An 18,599-nucleotide genomic window follows, 5' to 3' on the forward strand; every position below is an offset into this window, starting at 1 on the left:
CCAGTAGCATTGGCTTCGGAAGCTGCCGAGCAGTAGGAGCGAAACCCCGTGCCCGCATCCCGTGAAGTCGTCTTCGTCGACGGCGTTCGGACACCTTTCGGCAAGTCGGGCCCCAAGGGCCTGTACGCCGAGACGCGTGCCGACGACCTGGTCGTCCGTGTCATCCGTGAGCTGATGCGGCGCAATCCGAACCTTCCGCCCGACCGGGTGGACGAGGTCGCCATCGCGGCGACCACGCAGATCGGCGACCAGGGCCTGACCATCGGCCGGTCGGCGGCCGTGCTGGCCGGGCTGCCCAAGTCGGTGCCCGGCTACGCCATCGACCGCATGTGCGCCGGCGCGATGACCGCCGTCACCAGCGTCGCGGGCGGCATCTCGTTCGGCGCCTACGACGTGGCCATCGCCGGCGGCGTCGAGCACATGGGCCGCCACCCGATGGGCGAGGGCGTCGACCCCAATCCCCGTTTCCTGTCCGAGCAGCTCGTCGACGGCTCGGCCCTGGTCATGGGGATGACCGCGGAGAACCTGCACGACCGGTTCCCCTCCATCACCAAGGACCGCGCCGACGCGTTCGCGGTGGCGTCGCAGGAGAAGGTCGCCAAGGCGTACGCCGACGGCAAGATCCAGCCCGACCTGGTGCCCACGGCGACGCGCAAGGCCGCCGAGGGCTGGGGCCTGGCCACCGTCGACGAGGCCCCGCGCCCGGGCACCACGCTTGAGGGGCTGGGGGCGCTGAAGACCCCGTTCCGCGCGCACGGCCGGGTCACCGCGGGCAACGCCTCCGGCATCAACGACGGCGCGACGGGCTGCGTGGTCGCCGCCGAGGAGGTCGCGCGGGAGCTGGGCCTGACCCCGCGCATGCGGCTGGTCTCCTACGCGTTCGCCGGAGTGGACCCCGAGGTCATGGGTGTCGGTCCCATCCCCTCCACCGAGCGGGCGCTGCGCCTCGCCGGGCTGTCGATCGGGGACATCGGCCTGTTCGAGATCAACGAGGCGTTCGCCGTCCAGGTGCTCGCCTTCCTCGAGCACTTCGGCATCGCCGACGACGACCCCCGCGTGAACCCGTACGGCGGCGCGATCGCGTTCGGCCACCCCCTCGCGTCCTCGGGCGTGCGGCTGATGACGCAACTGGCCCGCGAGTTCTCCGAGCGGCCCGACGTCAGGTACGGGATCACCACGATGTGCGTGGGCATGGGCATGGGCGGCACTGTCATCTGGGAGAACCTGGCATGAGCGACGTCGAGCAGTGGAAGTCCCTCCTCGCGGGGAAGAACGCCGACGAGGTCGTCACCGACGCACTCGTGCGCGACGTCGACCTGCCGTACGGCGCGGGCACGATGGCCCTGATCACGCTGGACAACGGCTTCGACCACACCAAGCCGAACACCTTCGGCCCGCTCGGCCTCCTCGCCCTCGACGAGGCCCTCGACGGCATCGCCGGGCGGACGGACGTCGTGGCCGTAGGCGTCACCGGCAAGCCGTTCATCTTCGGCGTCGGGGCTGACCTCAAGGGGGCGGTCGCGGTGACCTCCCACGAGGAGGCCGCGGCCATCGGCGCGCTCGGCCACCACGTCTTCCGCCGGCTCGGTGAGCTGGGCGTCCCGTCGTTCGCCTTCGTCAACGGCGCGGCGATGGGCGGCGGCCTGGAGATCGCCCTGCACTGCGTCTACCGGACGGTCTCGTCCGGCATGCCGGCGATCGCGCTCCCCGAGTGCTTCCTCGGTCTGGTGCCCGGCTGGGGCGGAACCCAGCTCCTCCCCCGCCTCATCGGGCCGGAGAAGGCCATCAAGCTGATCATCGAGAATCCGCTCTCGCAGAACCGGATGATCAAGGGCCGCGACGCGTTCGAGCTGGGCGTCGCCGATGCGATGTTCGAACCTGCGGACTTCCTGGAGGAGTCGCTGCGCTGGGCCGCCCAGGTGCTGCGCGGGGAGATCACCGTACGGCGGGCGCCGCACACCGACGCCGACTGGACGCCCGTGATCGACCAGGCGCGCACGCTGGTCGACCTCAAGCTCCGCGGCGCCTCCCCCGCGCCCTACCGCGCGCTCGACCTCATCGCCCTGGCCCGTACGGCGTCGCGGGACGAGGGCTTCGCGGCCGAGGACGAGGCACTCGCCGACCTCCTCATGGGCGACGAACTGCGGGCGGGGCTGTACGCGTTCGACCTGGTCCAGCGCAGGGCCAAGAGGCCCGCGGGCGCACCGGACAGGGCGCTCGCCCGCAAGGTCACCAAGGTCGGCGTCGTGGGCGCCGGACTGATGGCGTCGCAGCTCGCGTTGTTGTTCGCGCGCAGGCTCGAGGTCCCCGTCGTCCTGACCGACCTCGATCAGGACCGCCTCGACAAGGGCGTCGGCTACGTCCACGCCGAGGTCGGCAAGCTGCTGGCCAAGGGCAGGATCTCCGGTGACCAGGCCAATCGGCTGAAGGCCCTGGTCACCGGCTCGCTCACCAAGGACGCGTTCGCGGACGCCGACTTCGTCATCGAGGCCGTCTTCGAGGACCTCAAGGTCAAGCAGCAGGTGTTCGCCGAGGTCGAGGCCGTCGTCTCCGAGACGTGCGTGCTGGCCACCAACACGTCCTCTCTGTCCATCACGGAGATGGCCTCCGGGCTGCGGCACCCCGAGCGGGTCGTGGGCTTCCACTTCTTCAACCCGGTCGCCGTGCTGCCGCTGCTGGAGATCGTCCGGGGCTCGGCCACCGACGACGCGACGCTGGCGACGGCCTTCTCCGTCGCCAAGTCACTCAAGAAGTCGTCGGTTCTGGTCAAGGACGCCCCGGCGTTCGTCGTCAACCGGCTGCTGACGCGCTTCATGGGCGAGGTGATCGCCGCCGCCGACGAGGGCACGCCCCTGGAGACGGCCGACCACGCGCTCGACGGCCTCGGACTGCCGATGACCCCCTTCGCCCTGCTCCAACTCGTCGGCCCGGCCGTCGCGCTGCACGTGGCGGAGACCATGCACGCCGCCTTCCCCGACCGCTACGGCGTCTCGGCGAACCTGGCCAGGCTCGTGGCGGCGGGCAAGCCGGGCGTCTACGGGGCCGACTTCCAGATCGACCCCGAGGTGCGGGCGCTGTTCGAGGGCGGCACGCGGCCGTCCACGGGCGACGAGGTACGGCTCCGCGCGCTCAGGGCGCTGGCTCAGGAGATCAGGCTCATGCTCGACGAGGGCGTCGTGTCGGCGGCCGAGGACATCGACCTGTGCATGATCCTCGGGGCCGGCTGGCCGTTCCACACCGGCGGCGTCACGCCGTATCTGGACAGGACCGGCATCTCCGAGGAGGTCACCGGCGGCCGCTTCCTGGCCCCCGGCGTCGCGTCCGTCCCCGCGGCCTGATCAGCGTCGTGCCGCGGCCTCCTGGTCGCGGCACTACGCGTCGCCGCCGTCCGGCGAGTCGATCAGGTGTCCTTTGACGGTGAGCCGGGCGAGTTCGACGCGGGACGCGATGCCGAGCTTGCTGAAGACATGGCGCAGGTGGGTGGACACCGTGTGGGGCGACAGGAACATCTGCGCGGCCGCCTGCCTGTTGGTCAGCCCCTTGGCGATCAGTGCCGCGACGGCGCGTTCGGTTTCGGTCAGACTGTCCCAGCCGGTGTTCGGCCGGTCGGCACGCGTCCAGTGGCGGCGGCGGACGCCCAACTCCCGCAGCCGGGCCCTGACCCGGGCCGCGTCACGCGACGCGCCGATCCGGTCGTAGTGGTCGAGCGCACACTCGAGGCTGTCGACGGCGGCCTGCCGACTTCGGCGGCCCGGGCCCTCGAGCAGGACGACGCCGAGGTCTTCGGCGGCCGACGCCCGGCCCCACGGGTCTGGAAGATCGGCGGCAGCCCTGGTCAGAGCCGTCGTGTCCCGATGAAGGACGCCACAGGCATGAGCGGCCGCGGCGGCCAGCACGGGGAAGCCGGCGTTGTCCCGAGCCAGCGATTCCGCCACCTCGACGATCTCCTCCGCGTACCGCCGGTTCTCGGTGGCCAGCGCCAGCCTGGTCATCCAGGCGGCCGCGGCGGGCTCGACGAGGAGCGTCCAACGCCTTTCCCGCGCATCGGTGTAGGCGATCCGGATCACCTCCATCGCCCGATCGGGCTCTCCCTGGCCCTCCGCGACCACCGCCCTCGCCCATCTCCCCCATGCCGCGCCGTACATCATCCCGCTGTCGCCGCGCTCGCATTGATAGCGGTCGATGTACCGGGCCGCGGATTCGAGGTCGCCGCGCCGTACGGAGACGATCGCGAGCACGTAGAGCCCCGCGAGGTCGAATCCATGAGTGCCCAGTTCCTCGGCGATCGTCAGCCCGGCCTGGGCCTCGGCCACGGCGTCGTCCAACCGGCCCTCGGCCAGCCTCAGGCAACTGCGGAAGAACGCGGGCTGCGCGGCCTGCACGGTCTGCCCGAGCGCCTCGATTTCCTCGGCGAGCGTCTCAATGCTGGACTCGGCCTCCGCGAACTGCCGCATGAACTTGTGGTTCAGGCTCAGCAACATGCGCGGGAACGGGCGCTCGATGGCCTCCACCGCGCCTGTGCCCGCGATCCGCACCGCCTCCTCCAGGTGGCTGAAGGACTCGGAGACCTTCCCGTCGACCATGGCGAACTGGCCGAGCACCATGTGGGCCCCGACCAGGGCCGTGTCGTCGCGCGGCTCGCGGTCGGCCAGGACGGCCTCCGCGCGCCGCCGGCCCTTCCAGAAGTCGGAGAGCGACAACAGTCCCCAGAAGAGGGCTGCCTCCGCGACGCCGCGAAGATCGTCGGACACGTCTCGCCGGGCGAGCACGTCTTCGGCCTCGGCCACCGCGTCGGCGGGCCGGCCACTCAGCAGCAGCGTGTACGCCAGCGCGCAGCGCAGGCGTAGGCCACGACCGGGCGAAGCCGTGCCGAGCGCTTCGCGTGCGAGCTGGATCGCCTCCGGCACCTGTCCGGTGACCGTCAGGGCGTGCACCGCCGTCGCGATGCGGTCGAACCGATCGGGGTCGGTGAGATCACTGATCTCGACGGCCCGCATCGCCAGCTCGAGAGCGGTGTGCGGGGAGGTCGCGAGCACCTCCCGCGCCGCGCGGTCCAGGCCGCGGACGGCTCCGGCGTCACCGGGAAGGGCACTCTTGATGAGGTGCGGGGCGGCCGGGACGGCGGAGCCGCGGCTGTCGAGCAACATCTGCCCCGCCTCACGGTGGAGCGCCAGCCGGACCGGCGGGGTCAGCGTCTCGAGCACCGCGTGCTGCAACAGCTCATGCCGGAAGGCAAGCTGATCCGCACCGGCCACCAGGATGCCCGCCGCCATCGCCTCGTCCAGCTTCGAGATCAGGCCACTGATCGGCTTGCCCAGCATCGTGGCCAGATCGCGGACCGGCACCGTGCGGCCCAGGATCGCAGCCACCTGGAGCAGGTTGCGGGTCTGCGGGGACAGCTCGTCGATGCGCTTGCGCGTGATCATTTGAACGCGCGGCAGCTGTTCCGACGCCAGCCGCGCGTGTCCGCCGGCCACCTCCACCAAGCCCTCAGAACTCAGCTGCTCGAGCGACTCGACCAGCAGGAAGGGGAGCCCCTCCGCCAGCGCGGCCACGGCGAGCACGTCAGGTGCGGGCACGGCGCCCAAGACGTCTGCGGCGACCTCGGCCACCGCCTGATCGTCCAGTGCCTCCAGCATGATCCGGGTGGCGTCGTCGCGCTCCAACCTGTCGTACAGATTGTCCAGAGGGGACGCGGGCGCGCCCTCCGTGGTGCGCGACAACATCCACACGAGCGGGTAGGAGGCGAGCTCTCGCACCAGTGACCGTATCGCCAGCAGGGTCAGCGGATCGGCCCACTGCAGATCGTCGAGCACGAGCAACGCCGGCCCCTGCGCGACCAGCCCCTCCAGCGGTTCGGCCAACTGCCTCACCATCAGGAGCCGCATATCAGCGGAAGCCGGGGTGTCCGTATGTCCGATGGCGAGTGGAGCGCCGGAGATCTCCTGCAACGCCGATCTCAGGGGGGCCAGCGGAGCCAGGTCCAGCTCGTCCGCGGCGCCCCTGCCGACTGGGAACCTCGCCCATTCCGCGGCGCCGGCCGCCTCGCCGAGCAGGCTGCTCTTGCCCATCCCCACCCGGCCCTCGACCAGCAGGACGCTTCCTTGGCCGGCGCGGGCCTCCCGCAGCGCCTTCGCCACGAGGTTCCACTGGCGCGCACGGCCACGCCACTCCGGCCATGACGACCATCCGGAGTCGAGCCCGCCCGCGGCCGCCCACTCGTGCGTACAAGCGCCCGCCACACCCCTGAGCTTACGGTTCGGCGGTTTTCGTCCGATCTCCCGACCCCATCGTGAGCCAGCTGTATGCGGTATGCAATGTCGCGCGAACATGCGATGTGGTGGCCGCCGTCCCAGGCCACGATGCTCAGAGCCGCCCTCGATCCAGGCGGGCCCGGCAGTCGCACGGCGTACGGGCTCACGAGGGTGGTCACGGCAGAACGCCGACGATCAGGCGAGGAGGTCTTCGTGCGCGCGATATCGCTGCCCACCCCGTTCGCACCGCCGTTCCCACGGTCCATACGCTCTCGCACGGCCCTGCTGATCACCGTGTTGTTCGTGCTCCTCATGGTGCCCGCGTGTGTGCAGAAGGAGCTGTTGACGCGTCAGGCGGAGCGGCAGACCGCCTGGCTGGCCGTCCAGCGCCAGGCCGTGCTGACCGCGGACTCCGTCCGTTTCGGCCATCTGCGGAATCCGGTGCAACCAGAGGTCCTCGGCGTCGACCTGATCCAGGTCGTCAGCATGCGCCGCCGAATACTCGCCGCGACGACGGCCGCTCGCGGGCTCGCCCCGCTGACCCAGGTGTGGCCGTCGTCACGCAATCCGCGGCAGGACGTCCGCACGTGTGCGCAGCGGCGTCTCGGGTGCCTCTACGTCGCGGCCTTCAGGGTCGATCCCGCCATGGGCTCCGCCGTCGTCTACGCGGCCCGGCGGGTGCCGGACGGAGCCTCCCTCTCGATGGGCGGACTCCTGTTCGTCGTCCAGGCGGCTGTGCTGGTCACGGTGGCCACCTGGGCGATCTGGACCGTCACCGGTCGCCTCCTGTCCCCGATCGAGGCCATCAGCACGCAGCTGTCCACGATCACCGCGGATGACCTCGGCCGCCGCGTTTCCGAGCCACGGGGGATGACCGAGGTCGCCCGGCTCGCCAAGACGATCAACGGGACTCTCGGCCGGCTGGAGGAGGCCGGTGGGCGTGCCGAGCAGGAGTTGACGCGGCAGCACCGGTTCGCCGGTGACGCCTCGCACGAACTGCGCACGCCCCTCGCCGGATTGCGCGTCCTCCTGGAGGAGGCGCGGCTGCATCCCCGTCAGGCGGAGCGGCCCCTGGTGATCCGCGATGCTCTGAGCGCCGTGGACAGGCTGCAGGCGATCACCGGTGACATGCTCCTGCTCGCACGGGTGGACGCGGGGGCACCGGCCGCACGCGAACTCGTGGACCTGCCCGGATTGGTCGGCGAGGAGATCTCCCGACGCCATGACCGGATTCCGGCGCGGCTTCGGCTCGAGCCCGGAGTGACCGTTCACGCGTCACGGGTCCAGATGACCCGCGTGCTGACCAATCTGCTCGACAACGCCCAGCGGCACGCGGCGCACGTCGTCCAGGTCGAGGTGCGCCGCGACGGCCGCTTCGCCGAGTTGTCGGTCTCCGACGACGGATCGGGAGTCCCAGAAGCGGAGCGAGACCGGATCTTCGAGCGGTTCACCAGGCTGGACGCCGCGCGCAGCCGAGACCGGGGAGGCAGCGGCCTGGGCCTGGCCATCGCCCGCGACGTCGCCCACGCCCACTGGGGGACGCTGACAGTCGGGAACTCACCCCTCGGCGGCGCCCGATTCGTCCTGCGCATCCCCATCGACGGATCCGCCCGGCCCACGACTCCCGGCCCGCGGCCGGTCTGAATGGACGGCCGCGGACGGGGCCGGCTCGACTGCGGGCGGCCCTCTCGATAGCCTCCCCCGGAACATCTATCTGGAGGGGCGCCGCGTGACGGAGTTGCTGCTGGGGCTCAGCCTCGGGCTGGGAGCCGGAGTCACTCCGGGCGCGCTGCTGAGCCTCGTGATCGCGGCCAGCCTGCGCGGCGGCTTCCGGTCCGGAGTGCGCCTGGCCTGTGTGCCGCTCCTGTCGGACCTCCCCGTGGTGCTCCTGTCCCTCACCGCCGTCGGGGCGATGCCCGGCACGTTCGTGCGCGTGTTGTCGGCCGTGGGCGGGCTCTACGTCGTCTACCTGGGCGTCTCGACCATCCGCGAGGCCCGTACGGCCGAGCCGCCGCGGCCCGGCGACGCCGAGCCGTCCTCTGCGCGGCAGGTCCTGAGCGCGGTCGCGGTGAACCTCCTCAACCCCCACCCCTGGCTGTTCTGGATCGCCGTCGGCGCACCGGCCTTCGACGCCGCGTGGGAGCACTCCCCCGCGTCGGCCCTGGCCTTCGTGGGCGGTTTCTACCTGGTCCTGTGCGGCTCCAAGGTGGCCCTCGCCTGGGCGGTGGGGGCGGGCAGGCACCGTCTCAGCCTCAGGGGCTACCGGCTGCTGCTGGGCGGCAGCGGGCTCCTGCTGACCGCCGCGGGCGCCGTCCTCAGTTTTCGAGGACTGGCTCCTCAGTGACCGACACCCGGCTGCGGCGGCGGCCGTACCCGAAGTAGACGCCGGCCCCGATGACCATCCACACCAGGAACCTGAGCCAGGTCTCCACCGGCAGGTTCAGCATCAGATAGACGCACGAGAGCACCGCCAGGACCGGCACGAACGGCACCCACGGCGTCCGGAAGGCCCTCGGCAGCTCCGGCCGGGTCCGCCTGAGGATGATCACCGCGATCGAGACCACCACGAACGCGAACAACGTGCCGATGTTGACCAGTTCGGCGATCGCCGCGAGCGGGATGAACGCCGCGAGGAGCGCCGTCACCACCCCGATGACGATCGTGATCCGGTACGGCGTGCGGAACCTGTCGTGGACGCGGGCGAGAGACCGCGGCAGCAGGTTGTCCCGGCACATCGCGAACAGCACCCGGCTCTGTCCCAGCATGAGGATCATCACGACCGTGGTCAGCCCCGCGATGCCGCCCACGCTGATCAGCGTCGCCAGCCAGGGCGCCCCCACCGCCCGGAAGGCGTCGGCGAGCGGCGCCGACACGCTCAGCGAGGAGTAGTGCTGCATGCCGACCACGACGAGGGAGACCACGACGTAGAGGATCGTGCAGACGGCCAGCGAGGCGATGATGCCGATGGGGAGGTCGCGCTGGGGCCTGCGGGTCTCCTCGGCCGCCGTGGCGACCACGTCGAATCCGATGTAGGCGAAGAAGACCAGCGCCGCGCCCGTGAAGATCCCGAATACGCCGAAGACCGCCGGCTGCACGCCGAACAGCACCTGGATGAGCGGCGCGGCGAGCCCGCCCTTGCCCTCGACCGCGTGGGACGGCGGGATGAACGGCTGGTAGTTGGCGCCCTTCACGTAGAAGAGCCCGGCGACGATGACGAGCAGGACGACCGCCATCTTGATCGCCACCATGGTCGCGTTGAAGCGCGCCGAGAGCTTGATCCCGGCGACCAGGACGCCCGTCAGCGCCAGCACGATCAGCGCCGCGGGCACGTTGACCACGGCGGCGTCGCCGGCCAGGGAGGCCGGCAGGTCGATCCCGAAGTTCTTCAGCAGCGACGTGAGGTATCCCGACCAGCCGGAGGCGACGACGGCGGCGCCGAGAGCCATCTCGAGCATGAGGTCCCACCCGATGATCCACGCGGGGAACTCCCCGATCGTCGCGTAGGCGAAGGTGTAGGCCGACCCGGCGACGGGCACGGTGGACGCGAACTCGGCGTAGCAGAGCGCCGCGAGGGCGCAGGCGATGCCGGCGACGACGAACGACAGCGCCACGGCCGGACCGGCCGTGTTGCGCGCCGCCACGCCGGTCAGGACGAAGATGCCCGTGCCGACGATGACGCCGATTCCGAACACGGTCAGGTCGAGGGCGCTCAGGGTCCGCTTCAGGCGATGCTCGCCGCCCTCGGCGTCCTGGATCGACTGCTCAACCGTCTTGGTCCGGAACACGCTCATCCGCAGGCTCCTCATCGCTTCGATGACCTGCAGACTTCCCGTAATCGCCGGTGTTACGCCCGGTTCACGCCGACGGGCGCGGACCCGGCGGACGGGTCCGGCGCCGCCGGATCACACACCGGTCACTGCGGCTGGCGCGCGGGATGCCGCTCCAGCACGGGCGAGCGCTTGGCGACCGCCTCGGTGATCTCCCGGGCGAGGTCCTGACCGGTGAGACCGATCTCGGCGAGGATCTTCTGGCGCTTGGCGTGGTCGAGGAACCGCTGGGGGATTCCGTAGGTCCGCACCGGCACGTCCACGTCGGCGTCGCGCAGCATGCGGGCGACGGCGTCGCCCACGCCCCCGGACCGCCCGCCGTCCTCGACGACCACGACCAGTTTGTGCGCCGCCGCCGCGAGCACCAGGGCCTCGTCGAGCGGCTTGGCCCAGCGGGGGTCCACCACCGTGGCGGAGATGCCCTGGGCGTCGAGCAGGGTCGCCGCGTCCATGCAGATGTCGGCCATGGGGCCGACGGCGACCAGCAGGACGTCGGGGTCGCCCGCGCGCAGCACGTCCATCCCGCCGAGGTGGCCGACGGCCTCGATCTCCCGCGGCAGCGCGCCCTTGGGGAAGCGGACGACCGACGGGCCGCCCTCGACGGCGACCGACTCGGCGAGCAGTTCGCGCAGCCGTACGGCGTCGCGGGGCACGGCGATCGACAGGCCGGGGATCACCTGGAGCATCGACAGGTCCCACATGCCGTTGTGGCTCGGCCCGTCGTCGCCGGTGACGCCGGCGCGGTCGAGCACGACCGTGACCGGAAGCCGGTGCAGGGCGACGTCCATCAGAAGCTGGTCGAAGGCCCTGTTGAGGAAGGTCGCGTAGATCGCGACCACGGGGTGCAGACCGCCGAGGGCGAGACCGGCGGCGCTGGTCAGCGCGTGCTGCTCCGCGATGCCCACGTCGTAGATCCGCTGGGGGTAGGCGTCGGCGAAGGCGGCGAGCCCGACCGGGTGGAGCATCGCCGCGGTGATCGCGACGACGTCCTCCCGCTGCGCGCCGATCTTCACCATCTCCTCGCTGAACACGTTCGTCCAGCTGTGCGGCCTCGCCCGCTCCTCACCCGTCTCGACGTCGAAGGGCTGCGGGCTGTGGAAGCAGTCCTCGTCGTGGTTCTCCGCGTGCGCGTACCCGTGTCCCTTGTGCGTGAGCACGTGGACGATGACCGGCCCGCGGTAGGCCCTCGCCCGGCGCAGCGCCGCCTCGACCGCCGGCTCGTCATGGCCGTCGATCGGGCCGACGTACTTCAGGCCCAGGTCCTCGAACATGACCTGAGGGGTGAAGATGTCCTTCAGCCCCTTCTTGACCCCGTGCAGCGTCTCGTACAGAGGCGCGCCGACGACGGGCACCCGGCCGAGGTTGTTCTTGACGAGCTCCAGCGCCTGCTCGTACCGCTGGGTCATCCGCAGAGTCGAAAGGTGCGAGGCGAGGCCGCCGATCGTCGGGGAGTAGGAGCGCCCGTTGTCGTTGACCACGATGATCAGGGGCAGGTCCTTGCGCGCGGCGATGTTGTTCAGCGCCTCCCAGGCCATGCCGCCCGTCAGCGCGCCGTCGCCGATCACCGCGACCGCGGTGCGGTCGGTCTCGCCGCGGAGCGTGAACGCCTTGGCCAGGCCGTCGGCGTAGGACAACGCGGTGGAGGCGTGCGAGTTCTCGATCACGTCGTGCTCGGACTCCGCCTGGCTGGGGTAGCCGGACAGCCCGCCCTCCTGCCGCAGCGTGCCGAAGTCGCCCGCGCGGCCGGTCAGCATCTTGTGCACGTACGTCTGGTGGCCGGTGTCGAAGAGGATCCGATCGCGCGGCGAGTCGAAGACGCGGTGCAGGGCGATGGTCAGCTCCACCACACCGAGGTTGGGACCCAGGTGGCCGCCTGTGCGGGCCACGGCGGAGACCAGCAGGTCCCGGATCTCCATGGCGAGCTCCGGCAGATCGCCGGCGGCCAGGTTCTTCAGATCGAGCGGGTCCTTAATCGTCTCCAGAATCCCCACCGAGTCATCCCTTTCGCTCGTCTTCGAACAGACCAGAGTGTAGTTCGCGAGAGCGTCTCTCCCTCTAGGAACCGCACTGAACCTTCACACCCCGAGAGGGAATTCTCGTTAATTGTGCTTTACCACCCATTCACCTCGACATCGGGGGTCCCCCCATCCCCGTACGGCGCTTCCATATGGGGTGGGATGCCCATTCGCGCTTCGTCTTAGGCTTTCGCCCGACTTCGCGGGCCTGTGACCCAAGTCACGAGGTCTGGCGGGACAGGACGTCGAGAGGGTCCGCGAGCACCTTGCCGAAGGCGAGTTCAGCGGCTCCCAGCAGGGGCGCGTCGTCCCCCAGTCCCGACGTGCGCAGCCGCAGGTTCTCCCTCGACGCGCCCAGGGTCCCGGTGTTGATCTGGCTGCGGACCTGGGCCGCGGACCCCAGGTACATCTCTCGGAGCGTGCCCCCGAAGATCACCATCTCGGGGTTGAAGATGTTGACCAGGTTCGCGACGCCGAGGCCGAGCCAGTTGCCCACCCCGTGGAGCGCCTCCTGGGCGACCACGTCGCCCCGGTCGGCGGCGTCGACCACGGATCGCACACCGTCCCTGCCGACCGCCCCACCGCCGTCGCGCCCGGCGTGCTCCATCAGCGCCCGCTCCCCCACCTCGGCTTCGAGGCAGCCCCGGGAGCCGCAGGCGCACGGCCGGCCGCCGGGGTTGACGATCATGTGGCCGACCTCTCCCCCGTAGCCGGCGAACCCCCCGAGGAGCTGGCCGTTCACCACGATGCCGCCGCCGATCCCCACGTCGCCGTGCAGGTACACCAGATCGCGGCAGCCCAGGCCGATCCCGCGCGTGTGCTCGGCGAGCGCACCGAGGTTGGCGTCGTTCCCGACGTTCACAGGCAGCCCGAGCGCGAGCTTTCCGGAGAGCTCCTCGCCGAAGGGCATCTCCTCCAGGCCGATGTTCGGCCCGATCCTGACGACCCCGTCCGACTTCCGTACGGCGCCGCAGAACGCCGCGGCCGCCCCGACGCAGATCGTGTCGGGGCGCGTCTTGCGGAGCATCTGCCTGGCGAACCCCGCCAGGATGGCGACGACCTGCGGCATGTCGAACGACCCGCGTTGCCGCAGGGCGACCCGGCGGTCCAGGATCACCCCGCCGAGGCCGACGCGGGCCGCGGCGAGCCGGTCCACGCCGACGTCGAACGCCAGCACGTAGACCCTTGACGACTCCGGCCGGACGACCAGCGACGGGCGCCCCGCCTTGCCGGTGTCCTTCGGGAGCTCCTCCCTGACCAGGCCCGCGGCCGTCAGGTCGGCGGTCAGCGCCATGATGGTGCTGCGGTTCAGCCCCATCAGGCTGGTCAGCTCCGCCCGGGAGGTGGGCCCTCCCAGGTGGACATGGCGGAGCAGTGTGCCGAGGTTGTGCTTGCGGATCTCCTCCTGTGAGGGACCTGCGCGCATCATCTGGACAGCCTCGGTTCTCCTCGGGGGTCAGGGACCGGTGATCACCTTACGGCGGCGATCACCTTGTTGTGTTCATAGGGGGTTCATCGTCGGCCGGTCGAGGCCGCCCGCTTCCTGGACAGGGCGTCGACCCCGGCGGCGAGCAGCAGCACCGAACCGGTGACGACGTACTTCACACCCGCGCTGTAGCCCATCAGGCCCATGCCGTTCTGGATGACGGCCACGACGGCGCCGCCGAGCACCGCGTCGAGGGCCCGGCCCTTGCCGCCGAACAGGCTGGTGCCGCCGATGACGGCCGCTCCCACGGCGAACAGCAGCACGTCGCTGCCGCCCGTGTTCGGGTCGACCGAGTTGGCGCGGGACGCCGCGATGATGCCGCCGATCGACGCCATGAACGAACAGATGACGAACGCCGAGATGCGGATGCGGTCCACGTCGATGCCGGCGCGGCGCGAGGCCTCGGCGTTGCCGCCGACGGCGTAGATGTGCCGGCCGTACGCCGTGCGGCGCAGGACGAACGTCCACACGAACAGCAGCACCACGATGACCGGGACCACGATCGGCACGCCCTTGAGCGACACGATGAGGGCGTTGCGGCTGCGCTCGAGGTTCAGCACGTAGACCGCCACACCGCTGATCACGGCGAGCGACAGGACGCGGAACGCGATGAGCGCGAGCGGGTCGGCCAGCAGTCCGCGGCCGATGCGGCGGCGGGCCCTGAAGAGCTGGATGCCCGCGTAGACGACCACGCCGACGACCAGCACGATCCAGCTCACGATCGGCGGCACGTTCTTGTTGGCGATCGCCAGGATCGTGGTGTCCCTGATCGAGATGTTCGTGCCGCCCTTGACCAGCAGCAGCAGTACGCCCTGGAAGCCCAGGAACGCGGCCAGCGTGACGACGAACGAGGGGACGCCCAGCTTGGCGACCAGCGCGCCGAGGACCAGGCCGATGACGACACCGGTCAGCATGGCGGCGGCGACGGCGGTGTACCAGGGCCAGCCGTTGTTGGTGAGCGACACGGCCAGGACGGCCGCGCAGACGCCGCTGGCGTAGCCCGCGGACAGGTCGATCTCACCGAGGAGGAGAACGAAGATCAGGCCCATCGCGATGACCACGACCGCCGCGCCCTGGGTGAACAGGTTCGCGAAGTTCCCCGGCGTCAGGAAGGCGGGCCGGAGGATCGAGAACAACACGCAGAGCACGATGAGGCCGAAGACCGCGGGCAGGGCGCCCAACTCGCCGCCGCGGACCCGGTCGAGGTAGTTCTTCACATAGCCGCCGATGGACGCGTCGGCTTTGTGCGCCTGCTCCGGGAGCGTTTCCGTCGTCATGATGCCGCTCCGTTGCCGTTCTTGATGCCGAGCTCACCGCTGCGCCCGGCCGTGATGAGTTCCACGACCTGCGAGTGGGTCACCTCGGAGGTCTTGACCTGGGCGGCCATCCGTCCCAGATAGAGGGCCGCGATCCGGTCGGAGACGGCGAACACGTCGTTCATGTTGTGCGAGATGAGCACCACGGCCAGCCCGTTGTCGGCCAGCCGCCGGACCAGTTCGAGCACCTGCGCCGTCTGGGCGACGCCCAACGCGGCGGTCGGCTCGTCGAGGATGACGACCTTGCTGTTCCACAGGACGGCCTTGGCGATCGCGACGGTCTGGCGCTGGCCTCCCGAGAGGCTGGCGACGTACTGGCGGAGCGAGGTGACCGTGCGGACCGACAGGCCGTCGAGGGTCTTGGCCGCCATCTCCTCCATCGTGGCCTCGTCGAGGACCAGCCCGCTCTTGCGCTCGCGACCGAGGAACATGTTCTGGACGATGTCCAGGTTGTCGCAGAGGGCGAGGTCCTGGTAGACGATCTCGACGCCCAGGTCGGCGGCGTCCCTGGGCCCGCTGACGTGGACCTTCTCACCTTCGAAGAAGTAGTCGCCGGCGTCGATGGGGTGGATCCCACCGATGCATTTCACCAGCGTGGACTTACCGGCGCCGTTGTCGCCGACAAGTGCTGTCACCTCTCCTGAGTACACCGAGAAGGCGACGTCGTGAAGGACCTGAACGGCACCGAAGCTCTTGTTGATGCCGCGCAGTTCCAGGACCGGTCCCTGGGACACGATGGATGACTCCGTACTTCAAGGGGCCGGTACGGCTGCTGCCGTACCGGCCCGATCGGGTGGAACTTAGCTGACGCCGGCCTCGGTGCACTTGGCGGCGAAGTCGCCGGTGCACAGCTCGTCCTTGGTCACGTAGCCGTCGGCGACGACGTCCTTGACGCTGTCGAAGTAGATCGGCTGCGGGTCGAGCAGGACCGAGGGGACGTCACGGCCCGACTCCGGGTCCTTGGTGTTCGCGGGAGCGGCCGGCTTCTCACCCTTGGCGAGGGCGATGGCCAGCTGCGCGGCGGCGTCCGCCTCCTTCTTGATCGCCTTGTAGACCGTCATGCACTGGTCGCCGGCGAGGATGTTCTGGAGGCCCTGCACGGTCGCGTCCTGGCCGGTGACCGGGACCTTGCCGTTGAGCTTCTCCTTCTTCAGCACCGCGATGGCGGCGTTGCCGAGGCCGTCGTTCGCGGCGAGGACGCCGGCGATCTTGGGCTCCTGGGTCAGCATCGTCTCGAAGATGGTGCCGGCCTGCGCGTTGTCCCAGTCGGGAACCGACTGGTCCGGACCCTTGACGTAGTCGCCGGAGTCGTACTTCGCCTTGAGGACGGAGTCGTAGCCGTTCTTGAACAGCGTCGCGTTGTTGTCGGTCGGCGAGCCGTTCAGCTCGGCGATGATCGGCTTGTCGGCCTTGTCGTCGGTGAGGCACTTCACCAGGCCCTCACCCTGCAGCTGGCCGACCTTCTCGTTGTCGAACGACACGTAGTAGGAAGCGCTGCCGCCGAGGGTCAGGCGGTCGTAGTCGATCGTCGCGACGCCCTGCGACTGGGCCTTGTCCAGCACGGCCTTGCCGGTGCCGCTGTCCAGGTTGACGATCACCAGGACCTTGGCGCCGTTCGTGATCATCTGGTCGGCGATCGTCTGGAACGCGGTCTTGTCGCCCTGGGCGTTCTGGATGTCCGACTCGACACCGGCCGCGTCGAAGGCCTCCTTGAGGTACTTCCGGTCGGCGGTCTCCCACCGGGCCGACGACTTGCTGTCGGGGAGGATGACGCCGATCTTGCCGACCGAGGCGGCGGTCGCCGACGGCGCTCCGCTCGCCGAGGCCGAGGTGCCACCGTCATCGCCCCCGCAGGCGGTGAGACCAAGGGAGAGCGCCGCCACGGTGGCGCCGATTGTGAGGATCCCCTTGCGCATTGGCGTGGGTCCTTTCTGACTGGGGGTCTATGAAGAGGTGCGGCCCACCACGCGTGCGATCTCAGAAGCCGGCACTGAGATTGCTGGTCGACCGCCCGGTTCGGCAACGCCGGGTCACGGCACTCACCGCTCCAGGGAATGTTGTTTGGGACAACGTAAGTCAGAACCAAAGGGGGAGGTAAGACACAGGACGGTAACTTTTGTTGTCCGCGGTAACAATGAAGAAACGAGAGTTGGCCGGGCCGTCATCACCTGGCAAGACTCTGGCCGATGAGCGTGCACGCGGACACGGTCGCGACCGCGAGCACCGCGACGCGCAGCCTGCCGCCGTCGAGGCGGCGGCGGAGGGGGCCCGACACGGCGAACCCGAGGATCATGAACGGAATGAGAGCCGCCCCGGTCCCGAGCGCGCGGGCGGGCAACTTGCCGACGAGGGCGAGGACGCCCAGCGACTGTACGGCGCTCACCAGGAAGAACAGCGCCAAAGTGGCCCTGATCTGCGGCCCCCGGGCACTCTGGTAGACCAGCCCCATGGGCGGGCCGCCGATGCCGGTCGCCGTCCCGGTGATCCCGGAGAGGAACCCGGCCGCCGTGACCGTGATCCCGTTGCGCGGCACCGCCGGCGCCCGCGCCGTCAGCGCGACCGCGGCCACCACCATCACCCCGACGAGGACGCCCAGCGCACTGGTGCTCACGTAGACCACGACGACGGCCCCGATGACACTGCCGGGCAGCCTTCCCAGGAGGGCGAAGCCGAGGCCGCGCCAGTCGATCCGGCGCCACTCGACGGCCAGCGTGAACAGCGGCAGCGTGGCGTTGACGACCTGGACGGCGCCCGGCATGACACCCGGGTTCGTGATGGCGATCAGCGGTGAGGCCATGAGCCCCAGACCGAATCCGATCCCTCCCTGGACCACCGCACCCACGAAGACCGCCACACCACCCGCGAGCAGCGGGAACAGCTCAGACCACATGCTGGGCAACCCTGCCGCCCGCCGCCGTCCCCCGGCAACCGGTTAAGCCCTCAATCACCGTCAGTAATCGAATTCTCTTGCGAACACCAACCGGCGACTCGTATGGTTGTATCTCGATGACGTCGACATAGACCCATCTGTAGACATCGGCGTAGCCTCTTTCGTATGAACGGCGAGCAGAAGCACACGACGATCAGGGTCACCACCGTTACTCGCGACAAGATCGCGGACATCGCCGAACAGGAAGGCAGACCCATGACCGCAGTGATCGACGACGCCGTCGCCGACTACGAGCACAAGAAGTTCATCCAGGAGTCCGCGGCAGCGGTCGCGCGCACTCAGGCGGATCCCGAGGCCTGGGCCGACTATCTCGCCGAAACCGCGATCTTCGACAACGCCGTGGCGGACGGCCTCGAGCCGGAGGACTTCTCCCATCTCACCCCTCAGGAGCACGATGAGAATCGATCAGGGCGACATCTGGCTGGCTGACTACGGCAGGCCGCTCGGCCGAGAGCAGGCCGGCACACGGCCTGCGGTGATCATGAGCGGCCCAGCGCTCAACAGTCTCCCCTTCGGCCTCGTGATCACGGCACCCGTCACCACGACGCGGCGTGACTGGCCGTTTCACGTCGCGGTCGACACCCTGGAAACAGGTCTGGACAAGCCGAGTTGGGCCATGTTGGAGCAGTTGCGGAGCGTATCCGTGCGCAGGCTCCATCGGCGGCTGGGGCATGTGGACGACGCGGTCTTCGACCAGTTGAAAGGCGTTCTCCAGCACCTGCTGCGGAAGTGACAAACCAGTGAGCCGCCC

14 protein-coding genes are annotated in these 18,599 nt (G+C 70.0%); 6 read left to right on the forward strand and 8 right to left on the reverse strand.

Translation table 11 applies throughout. The features are described 5' to 3' along the window. Positions 1-48: 48 nt before the first annotated feature. Positions 49-1,233 carry a thiolase family protein gene (locus Pmi06nite_RS04170; RefSeq protein ID WP_203951482.1) on the forward strand — a complete coding sequence of 395 codons (1,185 nt, stop codon included), beginning with the start codon at positions 49-51 and terminating at the stop codon, positions 1,231-1,233. Beyond that, positions 1,230-3,338, forward strand: coding sequence for a 3-hydroxyacyl-CoA dehydrogenase NAD-binding domain-containing protein (locus tag Pmi06nite_RS04175; protein WP_203951483.1), 2,109 nt, complete (start codon positions 1,230-1,232; stop codon positions 3,336-3,338). Before Pmi06nite_RS04170 ends, Pmi06nite_RS04175 begins: the two co-directional genes overlap by 4 nt. Before the next feature lie 33 nt (positions 3,339-3,371). Here Pmi06nite_RS04175 and Pmi06nite_RS04180 read toward each other — a convergent pair whose 3' ends face one another. Further along, complete coding sequence (locus tag Pmi06nite_RS04180; RefSeq protein ID WP_203951484.1) at positions 3,372-6,242, reverse strand: helix-turn-helix transcriptional regulator; 2,871 nt, start codon at positions 6,240-6,242, stop codon at positions 3,372-3,374. Between the two features lie 225 nt (positions 6,243-6,467). Between Pmi06nite_RS04180 and Pmi06nite_RS04185 the strand changes: the two genes are divergently transcribed. Both Pmi06nite_RS04185 and Pmi06nite_RS04190 read left to right on the forward strand, forming a co-directional pair. Beyond that, entirely contained in the window at positions 6,468-7,898 is a 1,431-nt protein-coding gene (locus Pmi06nite_RS04185) for a sensor histidine kinase (protein ID WP_203951485.1), read from the forward strand. 85 nt (positions 7,899-7,983) lie between these two features. Further along, positions 7,984-8,598 (forward strand): LysE family translocator, encoded by a 615-nt coding sequence (locus tag Pmi06nite_RS04190; protein WP_203951486.1) that lies wholly within the window; start codon positions 7,984-7,986, stop codon positions 8,596-8,598. Here Pmi06nite_RS04190 and Pmi06nite_RS04195 read toward each other — a convergent pair. The 7 genes from Pmi06nite_RS04195 to Pmi06nite_RS04225 form a co-directional block, all read right to left on the reverse strand. Continuing rightward, complete coding sequence (locus Pmi06nite_RS04195; RefSeq protein ID WP_275409547.1) at positions 8,570-10,045, reverse strand: amino acid permease; 1,476 nt, start codon at positions 10,043-10,045, stop codon at positions 8,570-8,572. The two genes, Pmi06nite_RS04190 and Pmi06nite_RS04195, sit on opposite strands and share 29 nt — an antisense overlap. Before the next feature lie 122 nt (positions 10,046-10,167). Beyond that, the gene (dxs, locus tag Pmi06nite_RS04200) at positions 10,168-12,072 is read right to left on the reverse strand and encodes a 1-deoxy-D-xylulose-5-phosphate synthase (protein ID WP_203951487.1); all 1,905 of its coding nucleotides are present in this window, start codon (positions 12,070-12,072) and stop codon (positions 10,168-10,170) included. A gap of 244 nt (positions 12,073-12,316) precedes the next feature. Continuing rightward, positions 12,317-13,522 (reverse strand): ROK family transcriptional regulator, encoded by a 1,206-nt coding sequence (locus Pmi06nite_RS04205; RefSeq protein ID WP_203951827.1) that lies wholly within the window; start codon positions 13,520-13,522, stop codon positions 12,317-12,319. A gap of 86 nt (positions 13,523-13,608) precedes the next feature. After that, on the reverse strand, positions 13,609-14,859 hold the full coding sequence (locus Pmi06nite_RS04210) for a sugar ABC transporter permease (protein ID WP_203951488.1): 1,251 nt from the start codon (positions 14,857-14,859) through the stop codon (positions 13,609-13,611). Continuing rightward, positions 14,856-15,632, reverse strand: a complete 777-nt coding sequence (locus Pmi06nite_RS04215; protein ID WP_239094847.1) for an ATP-binding cassette domain-containing protein — start codon at positions 15,630-15,632, stop codon at positions 14,856-14,858. Before Pmi06nite_RS04215 ends, Pmi06nite_RS04210 begins: the two co-directional genes overlap by 4 nt. Before the next feature lie 66 nt (positions 15,633-15,698). Then, positions 15,699-16,814 (reverse strand): sugar ABC transporter substrate-binding protein, encoded by a 1,116-nt coding sequence (locus tag Pmi06nite_RS04220; protein WP_203951489.1) that lies wholly within the window; start codon positions 16,812-16,814, stop codon positions 15,699-15,701. Between the two features lie 248 nt (positions 16,815-17,062). Then, positions 17,063-17,788: a TSUP family transporter gene (locus Pmi06nite_RS04225; protein ID WP_203951490.1), complete on the reverse strand. Its 726-nt coding sequence runs from the start codon at positions 17,786-17,788 to the stop codon at positions 17,063-17,065. A 165-nt stretch (positions 17,789-17,953) separates the two neighbouring features. Here Pmi06nite_RS04225 and Pmi06nite_RS04230 point away from each other — a divergent pair, with 165 nt between their 5' ends. Both Pmi06nite_RS04230 and Pmi06nite_RS04235 read left to right on the forward strand, forming a co-directional pair. Continuing rightward, positions 17,954-18,277 carry a hypothetical protein gene (locus Pmi06nite_RS04230; protein WP_203951491.1) on the forward strand — a complete coding sequence of 108 codons (324 nt, stop codon included), beginning with the start codon at positions 17,954-17,956 and terminating at the stop codon, positions 18,275-18,277. After that, the gene (locus Pmi06nite_RS04235; RefSeq protein WP_203951492.1) at positions 18,243-18,581 is read left to right on the forward strand and encodes a type II toxin-antitoxin system PemK/MazF family toxin; all 339 of its coding nucleotides are present in this window, start codon (positions 18,243-18,245) and stop codon (positions 18,579-18,581) included. The genes Pmi06nite_RS04230 and Pmi06nite_RS04235 overlap by 35 nt, the downstream gene beginning before the upstream one ends. The last annotated feature ends 18 nt before the right edge of the window (positions 18,582-18,599 follow it).

This window comes from Planotetraspora mira, from assembly GCF_016863275.1.
GTDB classification, from domain to species: Bacteria; Actinomycetota; Actinomycetes; order Streptosporangiales; family Streptosporangiaceae; genus Planotetraspora; species Planotetraspora mira.